Below are 19614 nucleotides of genomic sequence, written 5' to 3'. Positions count from 1 at the left end.
AGACGCAATAATCAATTACTGAAATAATTCAATGAATTGAGGTATTTGTCTCTGAATATCTTTGGTGATACCAGGACAAACGCCCACACGAATTACCTGATCAAATTTTTAAAGAGCATCGAAACGAGGCGCACATCTTACCAGCCTCGATCCCGTTGTCAAGCACCGTTTTTGGCAGTGCTGAGTGATTCGAGAAACCAGGATCACTCTCTTAGCCTGACTGTTTTCGCTGATCACTTCAGACTCTTAAGAATCAAAAAGTGTTTATTTATCAGCGAGTTATCAGTGCTAAGCTTTCAACCGGAGCCAACGTCGCCGTTGGTGGAGGCGCATTATAGAGATCCCCACAAAGGCGTCAACCCCTATTTCTGATTTATTTCATTTAAGCGTGTTTGTGGTTGATACGGTGCGGGATTAACCCTTGGCACACGTTGCAACAGCAAGTCGGCCATTAGGCCGCAAGATGCCGGTGCCAGCACCAACCCATTACGAAAGTGTCCCGCATTAATATGCAGATTATGCCAACCAGGCATTTGCCCAATCCAGGGAATACCATTGGGACTCCCAGGTCTTAAACCTGCCCAGTGATGTAGCACTTTCGCTTTATCTAAACTGGGCAACAACTCACAGGCAGATTGAAACAAGGATTGCCGTGCTTGCTCTTGAGGAGTTTTATCAAAACCTTCGTACTCCAACGTACTCCCCACTAAAAGCAAACCATCATTGCGAGGAATCAAATAACGCCCACGCCCAAGCACTACGCGCTCGACACTAGGTTGTTCCGTTTGCAGCACTAACATCTGCCCTTTAACCGGCTCAATCGGCAACGCTAACTGCAAAAACTGAGCTAGCTGCCCCGTCCAAGCCCCTGCGCAGAGCACAACCTGCTCTGCTCGATAGCTCTGGCTGCCTGACTCAACCGCGCTAACTAGCCCATTCGCTATGCAAAAACCTGTCACAGCGCTGTGCTCATGCAATTGGATATTGGCCATTTGCTGGCAGCGCGCCAATAAAGCCTGCCCTAAGCGCGGGTTGCGAATACTGGCCACTTCGGGCATCCATAATGCTCCATGCCCTACTGCAATCCCAGGTTCCAGTACTTTTACTTGCTCATTGTTAATACGACAAAGAGGTCGTTGATATTGCTGCGCCCAATCCAGTGCAGCCTGCTCATCATCAACCGCTAGAATCAACAGCCCTTTTTGCCGTAGTTCTGGATCAATACCGGTTGCTGTTTTCAACTCTTGACTCAGATGGCTATAGGCACTTTGCGACCAACTGGCTAATGCCGTCACTGCGCTGCTATAGCGCCATGGATAAAGGGGCGAGACGATCCCCCCACCCGCCCATGAAGCCTCTTTAACGAAAGCCCCCTGCTCTAGCACTCGCACCTGCACCCCAGCCTGGGCCAATTCGAGTGCTGTCATTAAGCCGATGACGCCTCCGCCGATAATAAGCACTTCTGAGCTTTTCAATCGTCTACCCTCTCTCTATCTATTATGATGAGTGCATGACTTTGCCTGGAGGCCCTTTTATGCCTAGACACCCTCAACAAGGCTTTAGCCTCATTGAGCTGGTAGTAACCATCGCCATATTAGCGATAGTGGTGTCTATTGCCGTGCCCTCTTTCCAAAACACTCAGCGTGATTGGCGCGTTGAGGCGGATCGCCAAACCATTAATCAGGCCCTCAATCTAGCCAGACAAACCGCTATTACCAATCAGGCCACTGTCCTCGTTTGCCCTACCGCAGACCGCGTCAACTGTAACAATAACTGGGCAAATCCACTCATGGTGTATATAGAACGCACCGCCCCTGCTGGCCAAGTCAATGCAGGAGATCGGGTGCTGACCGCCACAGAAGCCGTTGCTAATGTCACCCGCAGCTACAACAATGGCAATACCCTGACCTTTACCCGTACCGGAGCCATTAATAATCCGGGCACCCTCACCATCTGCCCTGGCGATGGTACCCGAACCTCCGCCCAAGCACTGATTGTCAGTTTTATAGGTCGTGCCCGCTTAGCCACTGATGGAAACGCAGATGGTATTGTCGAAGGGGGTAATGGTCAGAATGTTAACTGTCCTTAAGGCGTTGCCACCCAGACAGCAGCAAAATTCCCAGTAAGGCTCCCGCGCCATTAGCGAGCATATCTAGGCCTTCAAAATAGCGTGTTGGAGTCAGCCCCTGCAGCCCTTCAATCACTACTCCAAAAGCAAAGGCTGCAAGCCAAAGATGTAGGTGAGATAAACGCGGCCAAGCCAGCTTAAATACCATCACCCACCCCAAATAGGCCAGTAAGTGCACTGTTTTATCCGACACTGAAGCATTGGGCAACGCAGCACTCGGCAGTAAACACACCACTACTAACAAAGCTGCATAGAGTAGCGCCAGCGCCTGCCAGCACCTTGCTCGGGAGTCTTTCATAAGCTATTGACTTCTTTAGGATGGGCTCCTAAATTACGCCGACACGCGGGTGTAGTTCAATGGTAGAACGGGAGCTTCCCAAGCTCTTAGCGTGGGTTCGATTCCCATCACCCGCTCCAATATTGTCATGCTCACTACAGCTGTCGCTGTAGCTTAATCGCACGAAACACACCCCCTGCCAATACTCCTTGCTGGGACTCCAGCGTCCATGGCAATGACTCCAGAAAAGACTCGAGAGACAGACACAAATCGGTTGCAATGACCTTGGCAATGGGATTAAAGCATCGGCGCCATCGACTCGGCTGCTGCCCCGGCACAAGCAGCTTATCCATAATAATGACCTGCCCACCAGGCTTTAGTATTCGACACACCTCTGCCAGCAAGGCGCCAGGGTTTGGCACCACAGCCAAAATCAAGTGCAACACCACCACATCCATGCTCTGGCTGGCAAGGCCGACCCGCTCAGCGTTCATCTGTATCAGCAAGCCTCGCTGATAAGCACGCGCTTTGCACAGCATCGGCCAGCTTAAGTCCGCCGCTATGACAGTCACTTGCTCAGGCACCAGAGCTAAATCTTGGCCACTGCCACAGCCTAGTAACAACCACTTTTGCCCCACCTCGACATCCGCCAGAGCCAAGCTACGCTGACGCGCATGGCGAAAGACGCGCTTAGTAAGTGCATCATACATAGGCGCATAAAGATCATAGCGATGGCGCCACCACCACTGATTTACTGACTTCACCCTTGCCCCCGAAACATAAAATACACCGCCCCTACCAGACATAATCCAGCCCACAGATAATCCAGTTTCAGCGGCTCCTTCATATAAAACAAAGCAAAGGGAATAAATACCGCTAGGGTAATCACCTCCTGCATCACCTTGAGCTGAGCCAAACTCAGCACTTGATAACCAATGCGGTTAGCGGGTACCTGGAGCAGATACTCAAACAAAGCAATCATCCAAGACAACAAAGCAGCGATATACCAAGGCCGATGCTGCAAATGGTGTAGGTGACCATACCAAGCAAAGGTCATAAAAATATTGGATAACACTAGCAACAAAACAGTTTGAGCAACGCTGGGCATCATAGGTCCTCCTTACTCGCTGCATTATAAGGAACTCCTTACAACGGGGGACTGGGAGGAATGCAGAATTATCCCTATAAACACAGGAGTCTTAGCAGAGGGACGCCCTATGTTGTTGCATCAACGTCTGCTCTCCAGCATTGGTTACGGCTGTGCACGCATTGACACCCAGCTCAGTCGCAATCGCGTGCGTGCCGGGCAACGCCTAGCAGTCGATATTTACCTGCATGGCGGCGGCCATACTGAGCTAATTCCCAATTTAGAGCTGATTCTTCTCAGCCACAGCGGCCAAACCATTGACAGTCAGCGCTTAGAGTTATGGCGCTACCCGCTCCTGACTGCGCTTTCTCTGGAGGCCCAAGCCTGCACTCATATTCAAGCTCACTGCCCTATTCCGTTGGGATGTCCTGTTAGCCTGCAGCGGCAAACCCTGTGGGTGCAGACCAATCTTGATCAACAGCAAGGCTTTACTCTGGGTGAAGAGAACGTACTAGCGGTGCTACCGGGCCAAGCGGTTGAGCGCCTGCTTGATCTCCTACGCAGCCAACAGTGGCAATTACATAGCAGCGGTTGCCTGCCTCTACCCGAAGCTTTAACATCCGAGGCCGCTTACGGACAGCTGGTAAGCATCAGTACACGCCAGGGCAACCAAGGCTTTTGGCTGTGGCAGGAAAACGAGCAAGGCCTGCAACTCTGGCCTATGCTTCAGCTGCAACCTCAATGGCATCAAGGGCTACTGCTTCGCACTGAGCAGAGTAATCAAGACTGGCTCTGCCAACTCAGTGACCGTCTTGATGCCTGAAATTGGAAATCAACGGTCATCGCTCATGTCTCTCGCGCAGCTTTATTACATTTACGATCCGATGTGCAGTTGGTGCTGGGGTTTTGCTCCAGCCTGGGCAGCACTCAAAGCCGGCTTACCGGAAGGCGTAAGCGCTGAACGTCTGCTTGGTGGCCTGGCCCCTGATTCCGACGTTCCCATGGCACCGGCGCTGCAGCGACAAATCCAACAAACCTGGCGGCTGATTGAGCAACGCCTCGGCACTCCTTTTAATCATGATTTTTGGGAAGTCTGCCTACCCAAGCGCAGTACCTATCCTGCCTGCCGAGCGGTGATTGCGGCCCGCTTCTGGGAAGCTGAAGAGGCGATGATCAAAGCGATCCAGGAAGGCTACTACCTACGCGCTCTGAACCCATCTGAAGCCGCCACCCTGGTGCAATTTGCCCATGAACTGGGTCTGCCGGCCGAAGCCTTTGCCGAACGTCTCTACGCCGAACAAACCGAGCTACGTCTGCAGGAAGAGATTGAACAATGTCAGGAATGGGGGATTCACGGCTTCCCCAGCCTAGTGCTTAAATATCGCGGCAAATTAATGCCTGTGACCGTGGACTACCAAAACCCCAGCGCCATGATCCGTGAAATACGTCAGCTATTAGGATGGAACGCATGAAGTTGACCCTTAGCGCCCGCGTTGGCTTGCTCGCACTAACCGCTAGTCTATTAAGCGCCTGCGCCACCTCGCCTCTTGGACGCCAACAGCTACAGCTCTTTCCTGCTGCTCAGGTTGAGCAAATGGGTATGCAGTCTTTTGCCCAAATCCGTCAGGAAACCAAAGAAAGTAAAAACGCTAAAACCAAAGCCTATGTCAGCTGTGTCGCCGAGCGTATCGTGGCGGAAATCCCGCCCCAATACCCACGTTACAACTGGGAAGTGGTGGTATTTGAAGCCGATCAAGTCAACGCCTTTGCCTTGCCTGGCGGCAAAATTGGCGTATACACCGGCTTGTTGAAAGTAGCGGAAGATCAACACCAACTGGCTGCTGTCATCGGCCATGAAGTCGCCCACGTCTTAGCTCGTCACGCCAATGAGCGTATTTCCACTCAGTTCGCCACCCAAACCGGTCTGCAGCTAGCCCAGGTTGCCGGCGGCCCACAAAATGCTGAAATGTTCAAAATGCTGGGGGTGGGCGCACATTACGGCATTATCCTGCCCTATGGCCGTACGCAGGAAAGTGAAGCCGATTTACTCGGGCTCGATCTGATGGCTAGTGCCGGCTTTAACCCTGCTGCCAGCCTGGATCTCTGGCGCAACATGAATCAAGGCGGCGGCCCACGCCCACCTGAGCTGGCCTCGACCCACCCCGCTCCTGAACGGCGCATGCAGGATCTACAGGCACGCCTGCAACAGGTAGAACCCCTCTATCAGCAGGCCCTAGCCAGTGGCCGGCGCCCTAACTGCCGCTAATATCTCGCCAGCCTGTCATCAGGCTGGCAACTTAGCTGCCTCGTAATCTACTAGCAAAGTGAGTTACCATGGTGGCTTCATTCACCAATGAGGCCTACTTATGCAAATTAGTCAGCATAAAGTGGTATCCATCCACTACACCCTGCGCAACGAAGCCGGTGAAGAGCTGGACTCTTCTGTCGGTGGCAACCCACTGCAATACATTCAAGGGGTTGGCAACCTGATCCCCGGCCTGGAACAAGCGCTGGAAGGCCGTCAAGCCGGTGAAAAACTGGACGTTAAAATTGCCCCTGAAGACGCCTATGGCGAGCGCCAGGACAGCCTGATTCAAAGCGTGCCCCGTGCTGCCTTTGGCGGAGTAGAAGAAATCCAGCCTGGTATGCGTTTCCATGCAGAAACCGATCACGGCCCCCACGTTGTCGTAGTTGTCCACGCTGACGATGAGAATGTGGTAGTAGATGGCAATCACCCGCTGGCAGGCGAAACCCTGCATTTTGCGGTAGAGATCCAAGAAGTACGGGATGCCTCTGAAGATGAACTGGCTCACGGCCACGTTCATGGCCCCGGCTGCGATCACTAAGTGATCTGACGCAGGTGACTGAAACCTCAGTCACCTGGTTCGCAGTGCCGCCCACTGCCAATCACCACAGTCTGCGTATTACTCCCTGTCTCCATCCATTGCCGTAATGGCTGACACTGCCCATCCACGCATAACTGCATGGGCTCGGTAAAGGCCGAATCCGGCAAAGTTAAGCGCCCCACCGGTCGCTGCCATTGGGATACCCACCAGCCGTCTTGCCACACAGCTTCAGGGCCTGGTTCCATCCCTGCCCCACTGCCTTGAATACGGCTTTGCTGAAGTATCAGCCCTTGTGGTTGTAGCTGATAACGTTCCTGCCACTCGACTTTTTCCACCGAATGTTGCCAGTGCAGCTCCATCTCCGTCGCCGGCAAGGCAGCGGCTAGGCCGCCCCCCGCCCACCACAAACACAGCAATAGCTTAATGACTAACCCCCTGTGGAGTAGAGTCTTTGCTGCGCCAGTAATGCCACGCCAAAAACGCCAAGCCTGCGCCAATACCCAACTCATCCGTCAAAGGCAAAGCCAAAATCAATGAGAGTGCTGCCAAGGCTGCCCACAGCCGTTCCCATCCCTGCAGGTGACGGCGTAAGTAACCGATGGTAGCCGCGCCCCCCAGCGCTATCGCCAGCAATGCTTTAAAAATGACAAACACCGTGGCCAACCAATCGTCCGATTGCAGCATCAGCGCCGGGCTATACACCGCCATATAGGGCACCACGAACCCCGCCACCGCAATACGGATGCAGTTCAAACTGATTTTTAAGCCCGACTCAGCGGCAATGGGAGCAGCTGCAAAGGCCGCCAACGCCACCGGCGGAGTCAAATCAGCCAGAATGCCGAAGTAAAACACAAACATGTGGGAGACAATGAGCGGCACCCCTAGCTCCAGTAACACCGGCGCCACCAATGAAGAGGTAATGATGTAATTGGGAATCGTGGGAATCCCCATTCCCAGAATCAAACTGGTCAACATGGTCAGGATCAAACAAAGCAGTAGATTTTCACCGCCTAGCTCAATAATCGACTGGGTCATGTTGCCTGCCAAACCTGTCAGGGTCATGGTGGCAATGATGGTACCAACCAACGCACAGGCAATTCCCACCGGCATAGCATGTTGGGCGCCGTTGACCATCGCCATTACCGCAGTTTGCAGTGCCTTCCGGCCGCCCTCACGGACACTGTTGAGCCACACCAGCCCCAATACCGCCAACAACACCGGCCCAATGCCATACTTAAAGAAGGTCGAAGCCAGCAGCCCCAGCGCCACCCAAAACAGCACCCGCTGCCAATAGGCTCCCATCCGTAATGCCAGGGGGGAGCCAAGAATGACCAGCACGGTTAACGCCAGCCCTACCGTGCCGGAGAAAAGTGGGGTATAGCCAGAGAACAGCAGCACCACCAGCACCGCTAAGGGAATCACCAGATACCAGTCACGTTTAAAGGCTTTAAGTGCACTGGGACACTCCGCTTTACTCAGACCATGCAAACCTAGACGCCCCGCCTCCAAATGCACCATCCACAGCACGGTGGCAAAATACAGCAAAGCCGGCACCAACGCTGCTTTCACTACATCCAGATAAGGCACATCCAGGGTCTCCGCCATGATAAAGGCCACCGCCCCCATCACGGGCGGCATAATCTGCCCCCCCATGGAGGAAGTCGCCTCCACCGCGCCGGCAAAGGCCGGTCGATAACCAAACTTCTTCATCAACGGAATCGTGAACTGGCCCGTTGTCACCACATTGGCGACGCCCGAACCATTGATGGTGCCCATCATGGCCGACGACACCACCGACACCTTAGCCGGCCCACCCTGGCTGGAACCTACCAGCCCTAAGGCCACATCGTTGAACAGGCGAATCATGCCCGCCTGCTCCAGAAAACTGCCAAACAGAATAAACAGGAAAATATAGGAGGAGGACACATAGGTAGGGATGCCAAAAATTCCCTCCGTGCCCAGATACAGCTGATTAATCACCTGATCGAACCCATAACCACGATGATCAAAGGGCTCTGGCAAATACTCACCCACCAGCGAATACACAATAAAGCCCAGGCAAATCAAGGGTAAAGCCGGCCCCATCTGCCGATAGGCAGCGATAAATACCAGGGTGACCATAACCACCCCCACCAGCATATCCAGCTCACTGGGCTCGCCGGAGCGCAGGATCAGATCCGCCTCAAATACCCAGTGATACAGCCCCAGCACAAAGCCGACACCGCCAAGCATCCAACACAACCAGCGTAATCCACCCTGACGGGCATCCCCCGCCAGCCAAAAAATCAATAACAACAAAAAGCCCACATGCACCGAGCGCACGACCTGGCTCGATAAAGGGCTAAACATGGAGGTAATTAACTGAAAGGTAACGAAGGCGATGGCGATCCAGAATACCCCCCTGGATACCGCCACTGGGCTGCTACTGCTCACTCCACTTCTCCTGTGCCAAACGGCCAGCACAGCCCGGTACCTAGCCAGTTACCGGGCTGCTCAACACACTGCTAATGAAGTTCAGGCTTATTGCAGAACGCCTTTTTCTTTAAAGTAACGCTCCGCCCCTGGATGAAGTGGCACAGCCATGCCCTGGGTAGCAGACTCAAGGCTAATGGCCTTGGCAGCGGAGTGGGCAGCCTGCAGGGTATCGAGGTTCTCGAAGATGTCGCGGGTCATGGTGTATACCACCTCTTCCGGCACATCTGCATGGGTCACAAAGAAGTTATAGATGCTGGCCGAGGTGACATCTTCCGTCTGACCGTTATAAGTATTGGCGGGAATGGTACCCACGTTATAGGCAGCATCACCGATTTTTTCGATCACCTCAGCCGGTACGGCCACCACCACGATCTCATGGGTTGAGGCCAAATCACGGATTGAGGCTACCCCCAAGCCAGCGGATTGCAAGGTGGCATCCAGCTGGCGGTTTTTCATCAGTTCCACCGATTCACCGAAGGGCAGATACTGCACGTCCATATCGTCATAGCTCAGCCCGGCAGCGGCAAACACCGCACGCGCATTCAGCTCCGTCCCCGACTTGGGTGCCCCCACTGATACCCGCTTGCCTTTCAAATCAGCCAGGGTAGCGATGCCTGAATCTTTGGTCGCCACAATTTGGACAAAGTTAGGATAGGCCGCTGCCACACCACGTAGCTTATCTAAGGGCGCTTTAAAACCAGCTTCCTCTACCCCTTGCCAGGCATTACTGACCGAATCCCCCAGGGCCAAGGCCAGTTCGCCACGCCCCTGCTGCAGCAGGTTCAGGTTTTCCACCGAAGCTTTGGTGGATTGCACGGTAATTTTGGCATCCGGCAGACTTTGCCCATACAGGGAAGACAAGGCATTACCCATCGGGTAATAGACCCCGGAGGTACCACCAGTGAGGATGTTGATGTACTCACGAGCTTCAACCCCTTCACTCTGGATCAAGGCCCCAGTCATGCCCAACGTCAGGGCAACGGAGGTAATGATTTTTTTCATTGTTGTACTTCCTTGGCTTGCTCAGTAACGGCCCGGTGACACCCACGTCTCACCCAAGCGACCTATGACAGGAGCAGGCTAATAAGTGGCAAATACAACACCTAGTTTTTACCACCCTGGCCCGCCGTGCCCGTATCACTGTAGACAAGGAATAACGATCCCGCCGCCTCTGTTACGACTAAGGTCGTAGAGCAACACCGACTAATCCGCCAACCCAACATTGACCAATGCACTCAGACTCAGACTGCAACCGGTGAGTAACAACAAGCCAAAGGCCAGACGACGCATCCAGCTGTCGGATAGAGGTGGCTGATAGCGGCGCCCCAACAAGGTACCCACGATCACCACTGGAATCCCCAATAAGCTGATCCAGTAACTTTGCCCATCCAGCTGCTGCGCTCCCAACGCCAGTGCAATACGCAAAATAGAGGTCATGCAGAACAGCGCCTGCAAGGTAGCGCGGATACCATCCAATAAGGCCGGCTGGCGATACATCAGATAGGCCACCGGCGGACCAAAGGTGCCGAACAGCCCCCCCATTAAGCCCGCCAGGCCACCGCTGAGTGCAAATGCCGAGGCACTGGACTCACGCTTGCTTGGCTCTGGCCGCAGCAGCATCATGCCGCTGCAGCCGATGATGCTCAGTCCCAGTAACAGTTCCAGCACACTGGCCTGTTGCTGACCCAAATGAGTCAGCAGCCAGATACCTAATACGGTGAAGGGCACGCAAGACAACAGGATGACCAGCAACCAGCGCCAGCGCACCTGACGTTGATACCCCCACACCGCAATCAGACTGTTAAACAGGCTCAGCGTACTGACTACAAAAGCAGTGAACTCAATCGGGGCCAGCCCCAGCAGGGTAATACTGCCCACCACAATCAAGCCAAAAGCAAAGCCCGTCAGGGTTTGCACATAGCTACCGAGGGCAATAATAGCCAGGATAACGAGGCTGTCCGCCCAGCTCATGCTCAGCCTCCGAACTGTCGCAGGCTAATCTGGCTCAGGTCTTGCTGCTCAGCCAGCCACTGCCCGTCCTGCAGGCGAATGGCTTGCTGCCATACACAGACCGGCTCGCTCACCTCACCAAAACACCACAATTCGTTAACCAGCGCCTCGGCTTTTATCTCTCCGCTATGCTGTACCACCGGCCCCAATGGCAGTGCATGACCTGCTCGTCCAAATACCGGAATCTGTGCAAGCGGTGCCTGCAGACGCAGGAACTGCTGACCCTGATAACGCTCACCTGTCCATAGGTGATACCACTCGCCTTCTGGCAGCCAGACTTCCACCCAGCCATCGGCGCGAATCACCGGCGCCACCAGCAAACTGGGGCCACACATGAACTGGGTTTCAAAACCACGGGCCAGACGATCATCGGGGAAGGCCAAAGCCATTGCCCGCATCACGGGTATCCCACTGGCGGCAGCCTGCTCCACGCAGCCCATCAGATAAGGCAGTAAACGGTAGCGGAACTCGAATTGCTGCCGCGCCAGCGCTTCAATCTGCTCCCCAAATGCCCAGGGCTCACGCGGACCAATGCCATGAATACGGAAGTGGGAAGCAAAAATACCGGCCTGTACCCAACGCAGGTAAAGCTCACCGCTCGGTTGCTCTTGACCATAAAAGCCGCCGACATCGGTAGCATGGTAAGGCGCGCCGCTCATCCCCCAGCTCAAGCCACCGCGAATACTGGCGGCCAAGCCTTCCCAATCACTCTGAGGATCGCCACCCCATTGCAACGGGTAACGCTGACTCCCCGTCCAACTGGCCCTTGCCCAGACACAGGCCTGATCGCCATAACGCTCTGCACTGGCCTCATAAACGCTGCGGTTATACAGCAGCGGATAAACATTATGCAGTTGGCGTCCGCTATCACCGTTATAGGCCACGGCATCCATGGGCACCTGCTCGCCAAAATCGACCTTCATCACATCCACGCCCACATCGAACAGCTCCTGATGCTTGTCGCGCCAGTAGGCATAGGCTTCAGGATGAGTGAAATCGAGCATGCCGGACACCGGCAACGGGGTGAGCACCTTACCGAAGGGACTGGTTTTGGCCGAGGTATCCCAGGCATAGCGGTAAGTTTCGCCCTGCTGATTCTTCAGGAACCAACCCTTGGCCTCCATCTCAGCAAAGTCACGGTTATTGACCGAGACCAGCGGGTACTCCCAGCAGCACACGCGGAAATCCAGCGCTTTGAGCTGCCCCACCACCCGCGCTGGATCAGGATAACGACTAGGATCCCATTCAAAGTTGTAACGGGTCGGCGTGTCCTGCCAGGCTCGGCCATCAAAGGTAATCACATCCACTGGGAAGCGCCGCTGACGCAGCTCCTGCGCCGCTTCCATGATTTCTTCTTCCGTCCGGTAGTAGGCACGGCTCACCCAGACTCCCAATGACCAAAGGGGAACGGTCGGGGCCGTACCGGTTAACCAGGTGTAATGCTGGAGCAACTGCAACGGCTGCGCCCCTGCAAACAGGAAGACATCCAGTACCGGCTCATCCACCAGCAGGCCATAACTACGATGGCTCCAGGGGCCATAGCCCACCCCGTGCTGCACCGTAGCGGAGGTATGCACAAATAGCCCCCACCCCTCAGGGCTCCAGGCAAAGGGGATATTCTTATAGGCCAGCTCGGTGTTGACCCCGAGGGCATCCTCCACGTAGCTGGTAATCAATTGCCCACGTTTATTCAAGGCGCCAAACTTTTCCCCCAAACCATACACCGGCGTTTCGGACTCCAGCGCCAACGCCAACATGCTCTGTCCCGCCTGCTCATCCCTGCCCAAGTTCGGCAGACGTGGCCAGCCACGGAAATGCTCATCCGTCACCGAGGTCAGCAGGCAACGGCCAGCAAACCACCAGCTCAAACGAAACGGATGGGACTCCAGGCGCAATTCTGAATGCCCCCAACGCAGGCAATAACCTTGCGCCAATGGCTGCAATGTCACTTCAGCCACCTCTGGCTGACTCATCAGCAGGCCATAATCGGCCCTTTGATCATGCCCTAAACGCAGGCGCACCATACCGTTGCGCCAGGCCTCTACACGTAGCGGCTGCCCATCACAGTCAAAATCCAGGCAATGGCCCTGGTGCGCCAGCAAGGTCAATCCCTGCAAGCGTTCAAAGCGGGTAAAGTCCATGAAACTAACCTTTCTGAAATGCGGGAGCGGGGCTCCAGTGAATCTAAGCCAGCCTCGGGCTACGAGGCTGGCTCGGGGTGGCTTACATCTGGCTCAGATATTCGCCTTCCAGCTGTTGCTGGCAGTTTTCCACGGCACTTTGGGTTTTCTCCAGCCAGGTCGAGCCATACTGGTCGCTGAACCACTGACGCACGCCACTGGCGGCCATAGCAAACTTGGCTTTCTCCTGATCGGTGGGGGTATAGATAGTGCCACCGCTCTTTTTGAAGGCTTCATAGGCTTCAATCTGACGACGCTTAGGCAACACGATGGTGGTAGTGCGCAGCGCATCGAAGCCATCAATCACCACTTTCTTCAACTCATCCGGTAATTGCTTGTAAGCATCGTTGTTCATCCACCACATGGAGCCCATGTAGGCGTGACCATCCAGGGTCATGTACTTGATATGCTCGTGGAACTTCATCCCAACGATATCGGTAATGCCGTTCATGGTGCCCTCCACCACCCCAGTGGCCAGGGAGGTATAAACCTCAGGCCAGCCAATCGGCGTGGGGCTGCCCCCCATCGCCTTCACCAGCTCCAGGTGCAGCGGGGAGTTGATGGTACGAATCTTCTGCCCAGCGACGTCTTCGGGGCTCTTGATCTGCTTATTAACGGTCGCGAAGTTGCGCCAGCCCCCGGTATTGCCGATGGTCATCAAACGCATGGAACCCGTACGCTTGAGCACTTCTTCACGCAGGTCCGCCGCCAAGGGGCCATTCAGGGCACACTCGGCCACCCGGTCATTGCTAAACATGTAGGGGATATCCAGCGCCTGCACTTCCGGGAAGACATTCGCCACCCCTCCTGTCGTGGTCTGGAAAACCTGAATCAGGTTTGCCTGCAGCGACTCAATACATTCCACGGCGGTGCCACACAGCTGGCCACCGGGATACACCGTCACGGCGATCCGGCCATTCGACTGGGCCTCGACAAAGTCCTTGAACACCAGGGCACCGTCGTAGTCTTCATCTTCGGTGTTGGACAGATGTACCACGTTGATCTGATAGTCCGCCGCTTGCGCCAGTTGTGGCGCCAGGCTTAGGGCTGCACCCAGAACAGAGGCGGCAGCAACCGCCACGGCGGATTTTTTCAGGTTCAGGCTAGGCATGAGTTTTCCTCACTGTGTTGTTGTTATTACGGGTTGCTCAACGGGCTAGCTGGCAAAGCCAAGCAAGCGTGGAATGGTCAAAGTCAAAGCTGGGAAGTAAGTAATCAGGCCAATCACGGTCATATGCACCAGCAGGTAAGGCAGCATTTCACGGGCGATGGTCTCAACCCTGACGCCACTGATGCTGGAGGCGACAAAGAGCACCAACCCCATCGGCGGCGTGGCCAGACCAACCGTCAGGTTGACACACATGACAATGGCAAAGTGCAGTGGGTCCACCCCCTGACTGATCAGTACCGGCCCCAAAATCGGCCCCAGGATCAGAATGGCGGGCCCCGCATCGAGGAACATCCCTACAATCAGCAGTACCAGGTTGATAAGCAGCAGAAGCATCAGGGGGTCTTGGGTCACACTGATAACAAACTGGGTGATTTTTTGCGGTGTCCCCGACAGGCTTACCACCGAGGAGAAAGCAACGGCTGCCCCCACCAAAAACAGTATCACTGCCGAGGACTTGCCGGTTTCATACAGCACCTCATAGAGGTCTTTGCCATTCAACCGTCCGCTGGCAAAGCTGATCACCAGGGCATAGGCCGCCGCGACAGCCGCCGCTTCCGTAGGGGTAAAGATGCCGGACAGAATCCCCCCCAACAGAATGATTGGCGTCAACAATGGCCAGAACGCCACCTTGGTCGCCTCGGCCTTCTCCCCCCAAGAGGCTTTCGCTGCCGCCACTGGATAATTGCGTTTTTTCGCCAGAATCCAGGTCATCCCCATCAAACCCAGGGTAATCAGCAAGCCTGGCACCAAACCGGCGGCAAAGAGCCCGCCAACGGAAACGTTCATCACAAAGGCATAGAGAATCATGATGCCGCTGGGGGGAATAATCGGCCCAATAATGGCCGAAGCCGCCGTGACAGCCGCGGCAAACTTGCGTGAGTAGCCGTTTTTCTCCATCGCCGGAATCAGCATCTTGCCCAGCGCCGAGCAGTCCGCCACCGCCGAACCAGATAAGCCGGCAAATAACAGCGACGAGGCGATATTGATCTGCGCCAGTCCGCCGCGCAGGTGGCCAATAAAAGCCTTGGAGAAGTCCACCAGACTGACGGTAATGCCGCTGCGGTTCATGATTTCGCCGGCGAGGATAAAGAAGGGCACCGCCATCAACGGGAAACTATCAATACCGTTATAGAGACGCTGGGTCAGCATCAGCAGGAAGGCCTCTTTACCCTCCAACACCAGGCTCAAACCCGGGGCAAATAACAGGGCAAAGGCCACCGGCAAACCGATCAACATGGAACCGAGCAATAGCCAAAAGAAAGCGAGTGACATGGGCTGGCTCCTTAAATCCGCTCAAGAGCTTGACGTAGTGGCGAGTCATCGCGCTGGCGCGCGGCGGGATCATCCGCCTCTAATACCGGCAGCGGGCTGAACAGGCGTCGCAGCGCATCCAACGTCAGCTCCAGATAGACCGCGATACAGAGACTAAAACCCAGGGGTAAGGACACATACGCCCACCCTTTGCTCGCCGGTAACGAGGTCATCAGGATATTGGCGCCCTTGCTGGCAAAGGCCCAGCTACGATCCAGTGCCAGCACTAGCACCAGCAAAATCAGGCCGAACAGGATGATTTCCAGTAATGCCCGGGCACGATCCCCCAGGCGGGCCGCCAGAAACACCAAGGCCGCATGCTGACCTTTATAAGAAGCAATCGGCAGGGTGATAAAGGTCATCCACACCATCAGATAGAGCGCCAGCTCCTCTGACCAGGGCAAGGCATTGTTCAGCACATAGCGGCAAAACACCTGCAGCAGAATGATCAGCGTCATCCCCGCCACCAGCAACACCGACAGCTGCTTGCAGAGGGTCAGAGCCACCAGATTGAAGGCACGCAGTGGCAACAGCAGCCCTCGCAACAGCTTGAGTGCCCACGCCATCATGCGTCCCGGCCTTGCAGTTGCGCCAACTGCTGCAACTGGCTACGACTTTGCCCCAGCATGTTGGCCACATCATTGGCAATGGAGACAAAGCTAAAGCCATGGCTGAGGGCCCAATGGGCATCGCTGGGACTGGGCATCACGGTACCCACGGCAATACCGGCTTGCTGGCAACGACTGACACAGGCCAGCATCAACTCACGCACCTGGGGGTGATTCACCTGCCCATGCAAGCCCAGTGCGGCGGATAAGTCACCCGGGCCGATAAAGACCGCACTAATGCCCTCGACCTGGCCAATCGCCACCGCTTGCTCCAGAGCCGCAGGGGTCTCCAGTTGCGGAATCAAGCACACCTCCGCATTCGCTACCTCGGTATAGTCCGCACGGCTACCGTAGCGGCTGGCACGATGCATCTTGGCAAAGCCACGCCGCCCAGCGGGGGGATAGAGTGCCGCCTGCACAAGCGCCTCGGCTTCGGCCACCGACTCCACAAAGGGGAAGTACAGGGTCCAGGCCCCTAAATCCAAGGCCTGTTTAATCGCAATTGGATCATGGCTGGGCATCCGCACTATTGCTGCCACCTCGGTCTGCTCGAGTGCGCGCAACAAATGTTGTAAGTCCTGCACACTGCTGGGGCCATGTTCCAGATCCAGTACCAGGTAGTCATAACTCAGGGTCGCCAGCGCCTCCACCAGGGTTGGGCTACCGGACAGGCTCCAGCCTCCTACCTGTTGCTGCTGTGCCTGTAGGGCTTGTTTAAATTTGTTGTAGCCAGGCATTTAGAAAATCTCCGGTTCGGGGACAGGGTCGGTACCCTGCAGGAAGTCGAAATCACAGCCCAGATTGGCCTGGGTCACGTGCTGGCCATAGAGCACCACATAGCCACGGGCAAAGACCTTGGCCGGCGGCTGCCAGGCCGCACGCCGAGCGGCCAGCTCCTCCTCACTGATATCCAGATGCAGGCGCCGTTTGGGCACATCCAGCTCAATCCAGTCACCGGTTTGCACCAGCGCCAGCGGGCCACCCGCGTAGGATTCCGGCGCCACATGCAGTACACAGGTGCCAAAATGGGTGCCACTCATACGCGCATCACTGATCCGCACCAGGTCTCGTATCCCCTGGGCCAATAGTTTTTTCGGAATCGGCAAGCCGCCCCACTCCGGCATACCAGGTGCCCCCTGGGGGCCGGCATTTTTCAGTACCAAGACGGTATTGGCATCCACCGCCAAAGCCGGGTCATCAATCTGCGCGCTCATCTGGGCGTGGTTTTCGAATACCAGCGCGCGACCGCGGTGCACCAGCAACTCTGGCGTCGCCGCCGCAGGTTTGATTACCGCCCCGTCGGGGCAGAGGTTGCCACGCAATACCGCCAGGGTGCCCTGAGTGCTGATCGGTCGATCGAGGGGGCGAATGACATCGTCGTTATAAATAGGGCTGCCCTGAATATTCTCCCCCAGGGTGGCACCATTTACGTTGCGAGCCTGGAGGTGTAGGAAATCCGTCAGGCGATTGAGCAAGCCCTGACTACCACCGGCGTAATAAAGGTCTTCCATCAGGTACTGGCCAGCAGGCATCAGGTTGGCAATCACTGGAATTTTTTGTGACCACTGATCCAGCCATTCCAGCGGCAGCTCCAATCCCAGCCGCCCAGCCAGCGCCACCAGATGAATGGCCGCATTGGTCGAGCCCCCCAGCGCCATGTAGGTGATGATGGCGTTCTCCAGTGATTCGCGGGTAACGATCTCCCTTGGGGTTAAGTCCTCCCACACCATCTGCACAATACGCTCGCCCGCTAATGCACACATGCGTGGATGGGCAGAGTCCGCCGCCGGAATGGTCGCCGCCCCCGGCAGACTCATGCCCATGGCTTCAGCAATCAGCGTCATGGTGGAGGCGGTGCCCATGGTGTTACAGGTGCCATGGGAGCGGGTCATGGAGGATTCGAGCTTGAGCCAGGCCTCCTCACTGAGGTTACCGGCCCGCTTCTCATCCCAGTATTTACGGGTGTGGGTACCGGTGCCGATCTTCTCCCCCTGGAACCAGCCACTCAGGGTCGCCCCCGCCGGCACATAGATAGCCGGAATGTTCATGCTGAAGGCGCCCATCAACAGTGCCGGGGTGGTTTTATCACAGCCCCCCATTAACACTGCACCGTCAATCGGATGGGAGCGCAGCAACTCTTCGGTTTCCATCGCCAGCAAGTTGCGATAGAGCATGGTGGTGGGCTTAACCATCACCTCGCCCAACGACAGAGCCGGCAACTCCAGCGGAAAACCGCCCGCCCGAATAATCCCCTCGCGCACACGCTGGGCACGCTCACGCAGATGGACGTGGCAGGTGCTGATATCACTCCAGGTATTGATGATGGCAATCACCGGGCGCCCCATAAATTCATCGCGGCGGTAGCCGGTCTGTTGGGTGCGCTGGCGATGTGCAAAGGCACGCATGCTGTCATCAGCGAACCAGCGCTGACTACGTAGCTGTTCGAGTGTTTTAGCCATGGTCACTTTTATCGTTATTGTCTAGGCATCGTGATTGCCTGGGCCCAACCTCTTGATCACCGCAGCAGAATGTTTGGCAGGTCAGGGTCAGTGTGTTATATGTCTTATATAAGACATCATTTTGCAGGTCAAGCCAAGGGACAGGATGAAAAAAACTGCTTATGCTTGCCGGGTCAGCATCTATAACAATGACCCAGTGCGGGCAGGCGTCCGCCATCCCTCCCCGACCAGAGCCAAATCTGGTGCGGTGCTAAGCCTGGGCGACTAACGACAGACACAACCATGACAGAACACTCAGCAAACCCTTTAAAGGGGCCAGAGTTTCAACCGCTCTACCAACAGGTGCAGCAGCTGATTCTCAAACAGATTGTGGAAGGCCACTGGCGTCCAGGCGAAGCACTACCAAGCGAGTTTCAGCTGGCGGATCAGTTTGGCGTCAGCCAGGGCACGGTACGCAAAGCCCTCAACGCCCTTACCGATGACCGGGTACTGTTTCGCCGTCAGGGGGTCGGTACCTTCGTCTCCGAGCACACCCTGCAACAGACCCTGTTCCACTTCTTCCATTTTGTCGCCGATGGCGGCACCCCGGAACTGCCCCATGCCCAACTGCAAAAATGCAGCCTGGTGGAGGCGGATGCCTATCAAAGTGCGCAGTTACAGCTAACGCCGGGCAGCCTGCTGATTCGTCTGGATCGCATCCGCATCCTGCGTGGCCGTCCCTGCATTCGCGAGCAGATCTTTCTGCCCGAGGCGCTCTTTAGCGGCCTGGCGGATCTGGCGGAACTGCCCCACTCCCTTTACCACTTCTACCAGCATCAGTACGGCATCACCGTACATAAAGCCATCGACCGAATTAAAGCGGCCTTGGCCGATGCAGCGGACAGCCAGGTACTCGACCTGCAACAGGGGGAACCCATTCTGCTGGTCGAACGGGTCGCCCGTAGCCTGGACGGTCGCCCGGTGGAGTTTCGCATTAGCCGAACCTGTAGCCAGAAGCTGCATTACCTGGTCGAACTGAATTAACCACACTGCATGAGTTGCCCTGACTCACCCAACCCACTG

20 protein-coding genes and 1 tRNA gene are annotated in these 19614 nt (G+C 55.8%); 7 read left to right on the top strand and 14 right to left on the bottom strand.

What is annotated here, in order from left to right; all coding sequences use genetic code 11:
- Nucleotides 1-362: 362 nt before the first annotated feature.
- Nucleotides 363-1460: a glycine oxidase ThiO gene (thiO, locus tag Q334_RS0107525; RefSeq protein ID WP_342667450.1), complete on the bottom strand. Its 1098-nt coding sequence runs from the start codon at nt 1458-1460 to the stop codon at nt 363-365.
- A 74-nt stretch (nt 1461-1534) separates the two neighbouring features.
- On the opposite strand from thiO, the gene Q334_RS0107520 reads away from it, so the two are divergent.
- On the top strand, nt 1535-2089 hold the full coding sequence (locus Q334_RS0107520) for a GspH/FimT family pseudopilin (protein ID WP_027312664.1): 555 nt from the start codon (nt 1535-1537) through the stop codon (nt 2087-2089).
- Here the strand turns inward: Q334_RS0107520 and Q334_RS0107515 are convergent.
- Nucleotides 2076-2426, bottom strand: a complete 351-nt coding sequence (locus Q334_RS0107515) for a VanZ family protein (protein WP_027312663.1) — start codon at nt 2424-2426, stop codon at nt 2076-2078. The genes Q334_RS0107520 and Q334_RS0107515 overlap by 14 nt on opposite strands.
- Nucleotides 2427-2471: 45 nt before the next feature.
- Between Q334_RS0107515 and Q334_RS0107510 the strand changes: the two genes are divergently transcribed.
- Nucleotides 2472-2545 (top strand) — tRNA-Gly (locus tag Q334_RS0107510).
- Nucleotides 2546-2560: 15 nt separating this feature from the next.
- Here the strand turns inward: Q334_RS0107510 and Q334_RS18405 are convergent.
- Nucleotides 2561-3169, bottom strand: coding sequence for a class I SAM-dependent methyltransferase (locus Q334_RS18405; RefSeq protein ID WP_035461050.1), 609 nt, complete (start codon nt 3167-3169; stop codon nt 2561-2563).
- Nucleotides 3166-3516 (bottom strand): DMT family protein, encoded by a 351-nt coding sequence (locus Q334_RS0107500; RefSeq protein ID WP_342667449.1) that lies wholly within the window; start codon nt 3514-3516, stop codon nt 3166-3168. The genes Q334_RS18405 and Q334_RS0107500 overlap by 4 nt, the downstream gene beginning before the upstream one ends.
- Before the next feature lie 106 nt (nt 3517-3622).
- Between Q334_RS0107500 and Q334_RS0107495 the strand changes: the two genes are divergently transcribed.
- The 4 genes from Q334_RS0107495 (at nt 3623) to Q334_RS0107480 (ending at nt 6338) form a co-directional block, all read left to right on the top strand.
- Complete coding sequence (locus Q334_RS0107495; protein WP_027312661.1) at nt 3623-4315, top strand: sporulation protein; 693 nt, start codon at nt 3623-3625, stop codon at nt 4313-4315.
- Between the two features lie 25 nt (nt 4316-4340).
- Nucleotides 4341-4964, top strand: coding sequence for a DsbA family protein (locus tag Q334_RS0107490; RefSeq protein ID WP_027312660.1), 624 nt, complete (start codon nt 4341-4343; stop codon nt 4962-4964).
- A complete protein-coding gene (locus tag Q334_RS0107485; RefSeq protein ID WP_027312659.1) occupies nt 4961-5758 on the top strand; it encodes a M48 family metallopeptidase in 798 nt (265 codons plus the stop codon). Before Q334_RS0107490 ends, Q334_RS0107485 begins: the two co-directional genes overlap by 4 nt.
- A 100-nt stretch (nt 5759-5858) precedes the next feature.
- Complete coding sequence (locus tag Q334_RS0107480; protein WP_027312658.1) at nt 5859-6338, top strand: FKBP-type peptidyl-prolyl cis-trans isomerase; 480 nt, start codon at nt 5859-5861, stop codon at nt 6336-6338.
- Between the two features lie 26 nt (nt 6339-6364).
- Here Q334_RS0107480 and Q334_RS19930 read toward each other — a convergent pair whose 3' ends face one another.
- The 10 genes from Q334_RS19930 to araD all read right to left on the bottom strand — a co-directional run bounded on the left by Q334_RS19930 (nt 6365) and on the right by araD (nt 18552).
- Entirely contained in the window at nt 6365-6754 is a 390-nt protein-coding gene (locus Q334_RS19930) for a DUF1850 domain-containing protein (protein ID WP_211249513.1), read from the bottom strand.
- A 4-nt stretch (nt 6755-6758) separates the two neighbouring features.
- Nucleotides 6759-8771 carry a TRAP transporter permease gene (locus tag Q334_RS0107470; RefSeq protein WP_027312656.1) on the bottom strand — a complete coding sequence of 671 codons (2013 nt, stop codon included), beginning with the start codon at nt 8769-8771 and terminating at the stop codon, nt 6759-6761.
- An 87-nt stretch (nt 8772-8858) separates the two neighbouring features.
- Nucleotides 8859-9815: a TAXI family TRAP transporter solute-binding subunit gene (locus tag Q334_RS0107465; RefSeq protein WP_027312655.1), complete on the bottom strand. Its 957-nt coding sequence runs from the start codon at nt 9813-9815 to the stop codon at nt 8859-8861.
- Between the two features lie 201 nt (nt 9816-10016).
- Complete coding sequence (locus Q334_RS0107460; RefSeq protein WP_027312654.1) at nt 10017-10784, bottom strand: sulfite exporter TauE/SafE family protein; 768 nt, start codon at nt 10782-10784, stop codon at nt 10017-10019.
- A 2-nt stretch (nt 10785-10786) separates the two neighbouring features.
- Nucleotides 10787-12964 (bottom strand): glycoside hydrolase family 31 protein, encoded by a 2178-nt coding sequence (locus Q334_RS18400; protein WP_051527606.1) that lies wholly within the window; start codon nt 12962-12964, stop codon nt 10787-10789.
- 82 nt (nt 12965-13046) lie between these two features.
- Nucleotides 13047-14114 (bottom strand): TRAP transporter substrate-binding protein, encoded by a 1068-nt coding sequence (locus Q334_RS0107450; protein ID WP_051527605.1) that lies wholly within the window; start codon nt 14112-14114, stop codon nt 13047-13049.
- A gap of 45 nt (nt 14115-14159) precedes the next feature.
- Complete coding sequence (locus tag Q334_RS0107445) at nt 14160-15446, bottom strand: TRAP transporter large permease (RefSeq protein ID WP_027312652.1); 1287 nt, start codon at nt 15444-15446, stop codon at nt 14160-14162.
- An 11-nt stretch (nt 15447-15457) separates the two neighbouring features.
- Nucleotides 15458-16051 (bottom strand): TRAP transporter small permease, encoded by a 594-nt coding sequence (locus tag Q334_RS0107440; RefSeq protein WP_162157423.1) that lies wholly within the window; start codon nt 16049-16051, stop codon nt 15458-15460.
- Nucleotides 16051-16830 (bottom strand): HpcH/HpaI aldolase family protein, encoded by a 780-nt coding sequence (locus Q334_RS0107435; protein WP_027312650.1) that lies wholly within the window; start codon nt 16828-16830, stop codon nt 16051-16053. Before Q334_RS0107435 ends, Q334_RS0107440 begins: the two co-directional genes overlap by 1 nt.
- Entirely contained in the window at nt 16831-18552 is a 1722-nt protein-coding gene (gene araD / locus Q334_RS0107430; RefSeq protein ID WP_027312649.1) for an L-arabinonate dehydratase, read from the bottom strand.
- A gap of 282 nt (nt 18553-18834) precedes the next feature.
- Between araD and Q334_RS0107425 the strand changes: the two genes are divergently transcribed.
- Entirely contained in the window at nt 18835-19575 is a 741-nt protein-coding gene (locus Q334_RS0107425) for a GntR family transcriptional regulator (RefSeq protein WP_027312648.1), read from the top strand.
- Nucleotides 19576-19614: the final 39 nt, after the last annotated feature.

The sequence above is a fragment of the Balneatrix alpica DSM 16621 genome (assembly GCF_000619885.1).
Lineage (GTDB): Bacteria > Pseudomonadota > Gammaproteobacteria > Pseudomonadales > Balneatricaceae > Balneatrix > Balneatrix alpica.
The sequence above is the reverse complement of the archived record's forward strand: the minus strand, read 5'-3'. Positions and strand labels throughout refer to the sequence as shown.

What these genes read in the sequence shown, in the direction of transcription:
- Q334_RS0107450 (WP_051527605.1), bottom strand. Translation starts at nt 14,114, where the DNA reads ATGCCTAGCCTGAACCTGAAAAAATCCGCCGTGGCGGTTGCTGCCGCC.
- Q334_RS0107485 (WP_027312659.1), top strand. Translation starts at nt 4,961, where the DNA reads ATGAAGTTGACCCTTAGCGCCCGCGTTGGCTTGCTCGCACTAACCGCT.
- Q334_RS0107435 (WP_027312650.1), bottom strand. Translation starts at nt 16,830, where the DNA reads ATGCCTGGCTACAACAAATTTAAACAAGCCCTACAGGCACAGCAGCAA.
- Q334_RS0107460 (WP_027312654.1), bottom strand. Translation starts at nt 10,784, where the DNA reads ATGAGCTGGGCGGACAGCCTCGTTATCCTGGCTATTATTGCCCTCGGT.
- Q334_RS0107520 (WP_027312664.1), top strand. Translation starts at nt 1,535, where the DNA reads ATGCCTAGACACCCTCAACAAGGCTTTAGCCTCATTGAGCTGGTAGTA.
- Q334_RS0107465 (WP_027312655.1), bottom strand. Translation starts at nt 9,815, where the DNA reads ATGAAAAAAATCATTACCTCCGTTGCCCTGACGTTGGGCATGACTGGG.
- araD (WP_027312649.1), bottom strand. Translation starts at nt 18,552, where the DNA reads ATGGCTAAAACACTCGAACAGCTACGTAGTCAGCGCTGGTTCGCTGAT.
- Q334_RS0107500 (WP_342667449.1), bottom strand. Translation starts at nt 3,516, where the DNA reads ATGATGCCCAGCGTTGCTCAAACTGTTTTGTTGCTAGTGTTATCCAAT.
- Q334_RS0107480 (WP_027312658.1), top strand. Translation starts at nt 5,859, where the DNA reads ATGCAAATTAGTCAGCATAAAGTGGTATCCATCCACTACACCCTGCGC.
- Q334_RS0107515 (WP_027312663.1), bottom strand. Translation starts at nt 2,426, where the DNA reads ATGAAAGACTCCCGAGCAAGGTGCTGGCAGGCGCTGGCGCTACTCTAT.
- Q334_RS18400 (WP_051527606.1), bottom strand. Translation starts at nt 12,964, where the DNA reads ATGGACTTTACCCGCTTTGAACGCTTGCAGGGATTGACCTTGCTGGCG.
- Q334_RS0107495 (WP_027312661.1), top strand. Translation starts at nt 3,623, where the DNA reads ATGTTGTTGCATCAACGTCTGCTCTCCAGCATTGGTTACGGCTGTGCA.
- Q334_RS0107440 (WP_162157423.1), bottom strand. Translation starts at nt 16,051, where the DNA reads ATGGCGTGGGCACTCAAGCTGTTGCGAGGGCTGCTGTTGCCACTGCGT.
- Q334_RS0107445 (WP_027312652.1), bottom strand. Translation starts at nt 15,446, where the DNA reads ATGTCACTCGCTTTCTTTTGGCTATTGCTCGGTTCCATGTTGATCGGT.
- Q334_RS0107425 (WP_027312648.1), top strand. Translation starts at nt 18,835, where the DNA reads ATGACAGAACACTCAGCAAACCCTTTAAAGGGGCCAGAGTTTCAACCG.
- Q334_RS0107490 (WP_027312660.1), top strand. Translation starts at nt 4,341, where the DNA reads ATGTCTCTCGCGCAGCTTTATTACATTTACGATCCGATGTGCAGTTGG.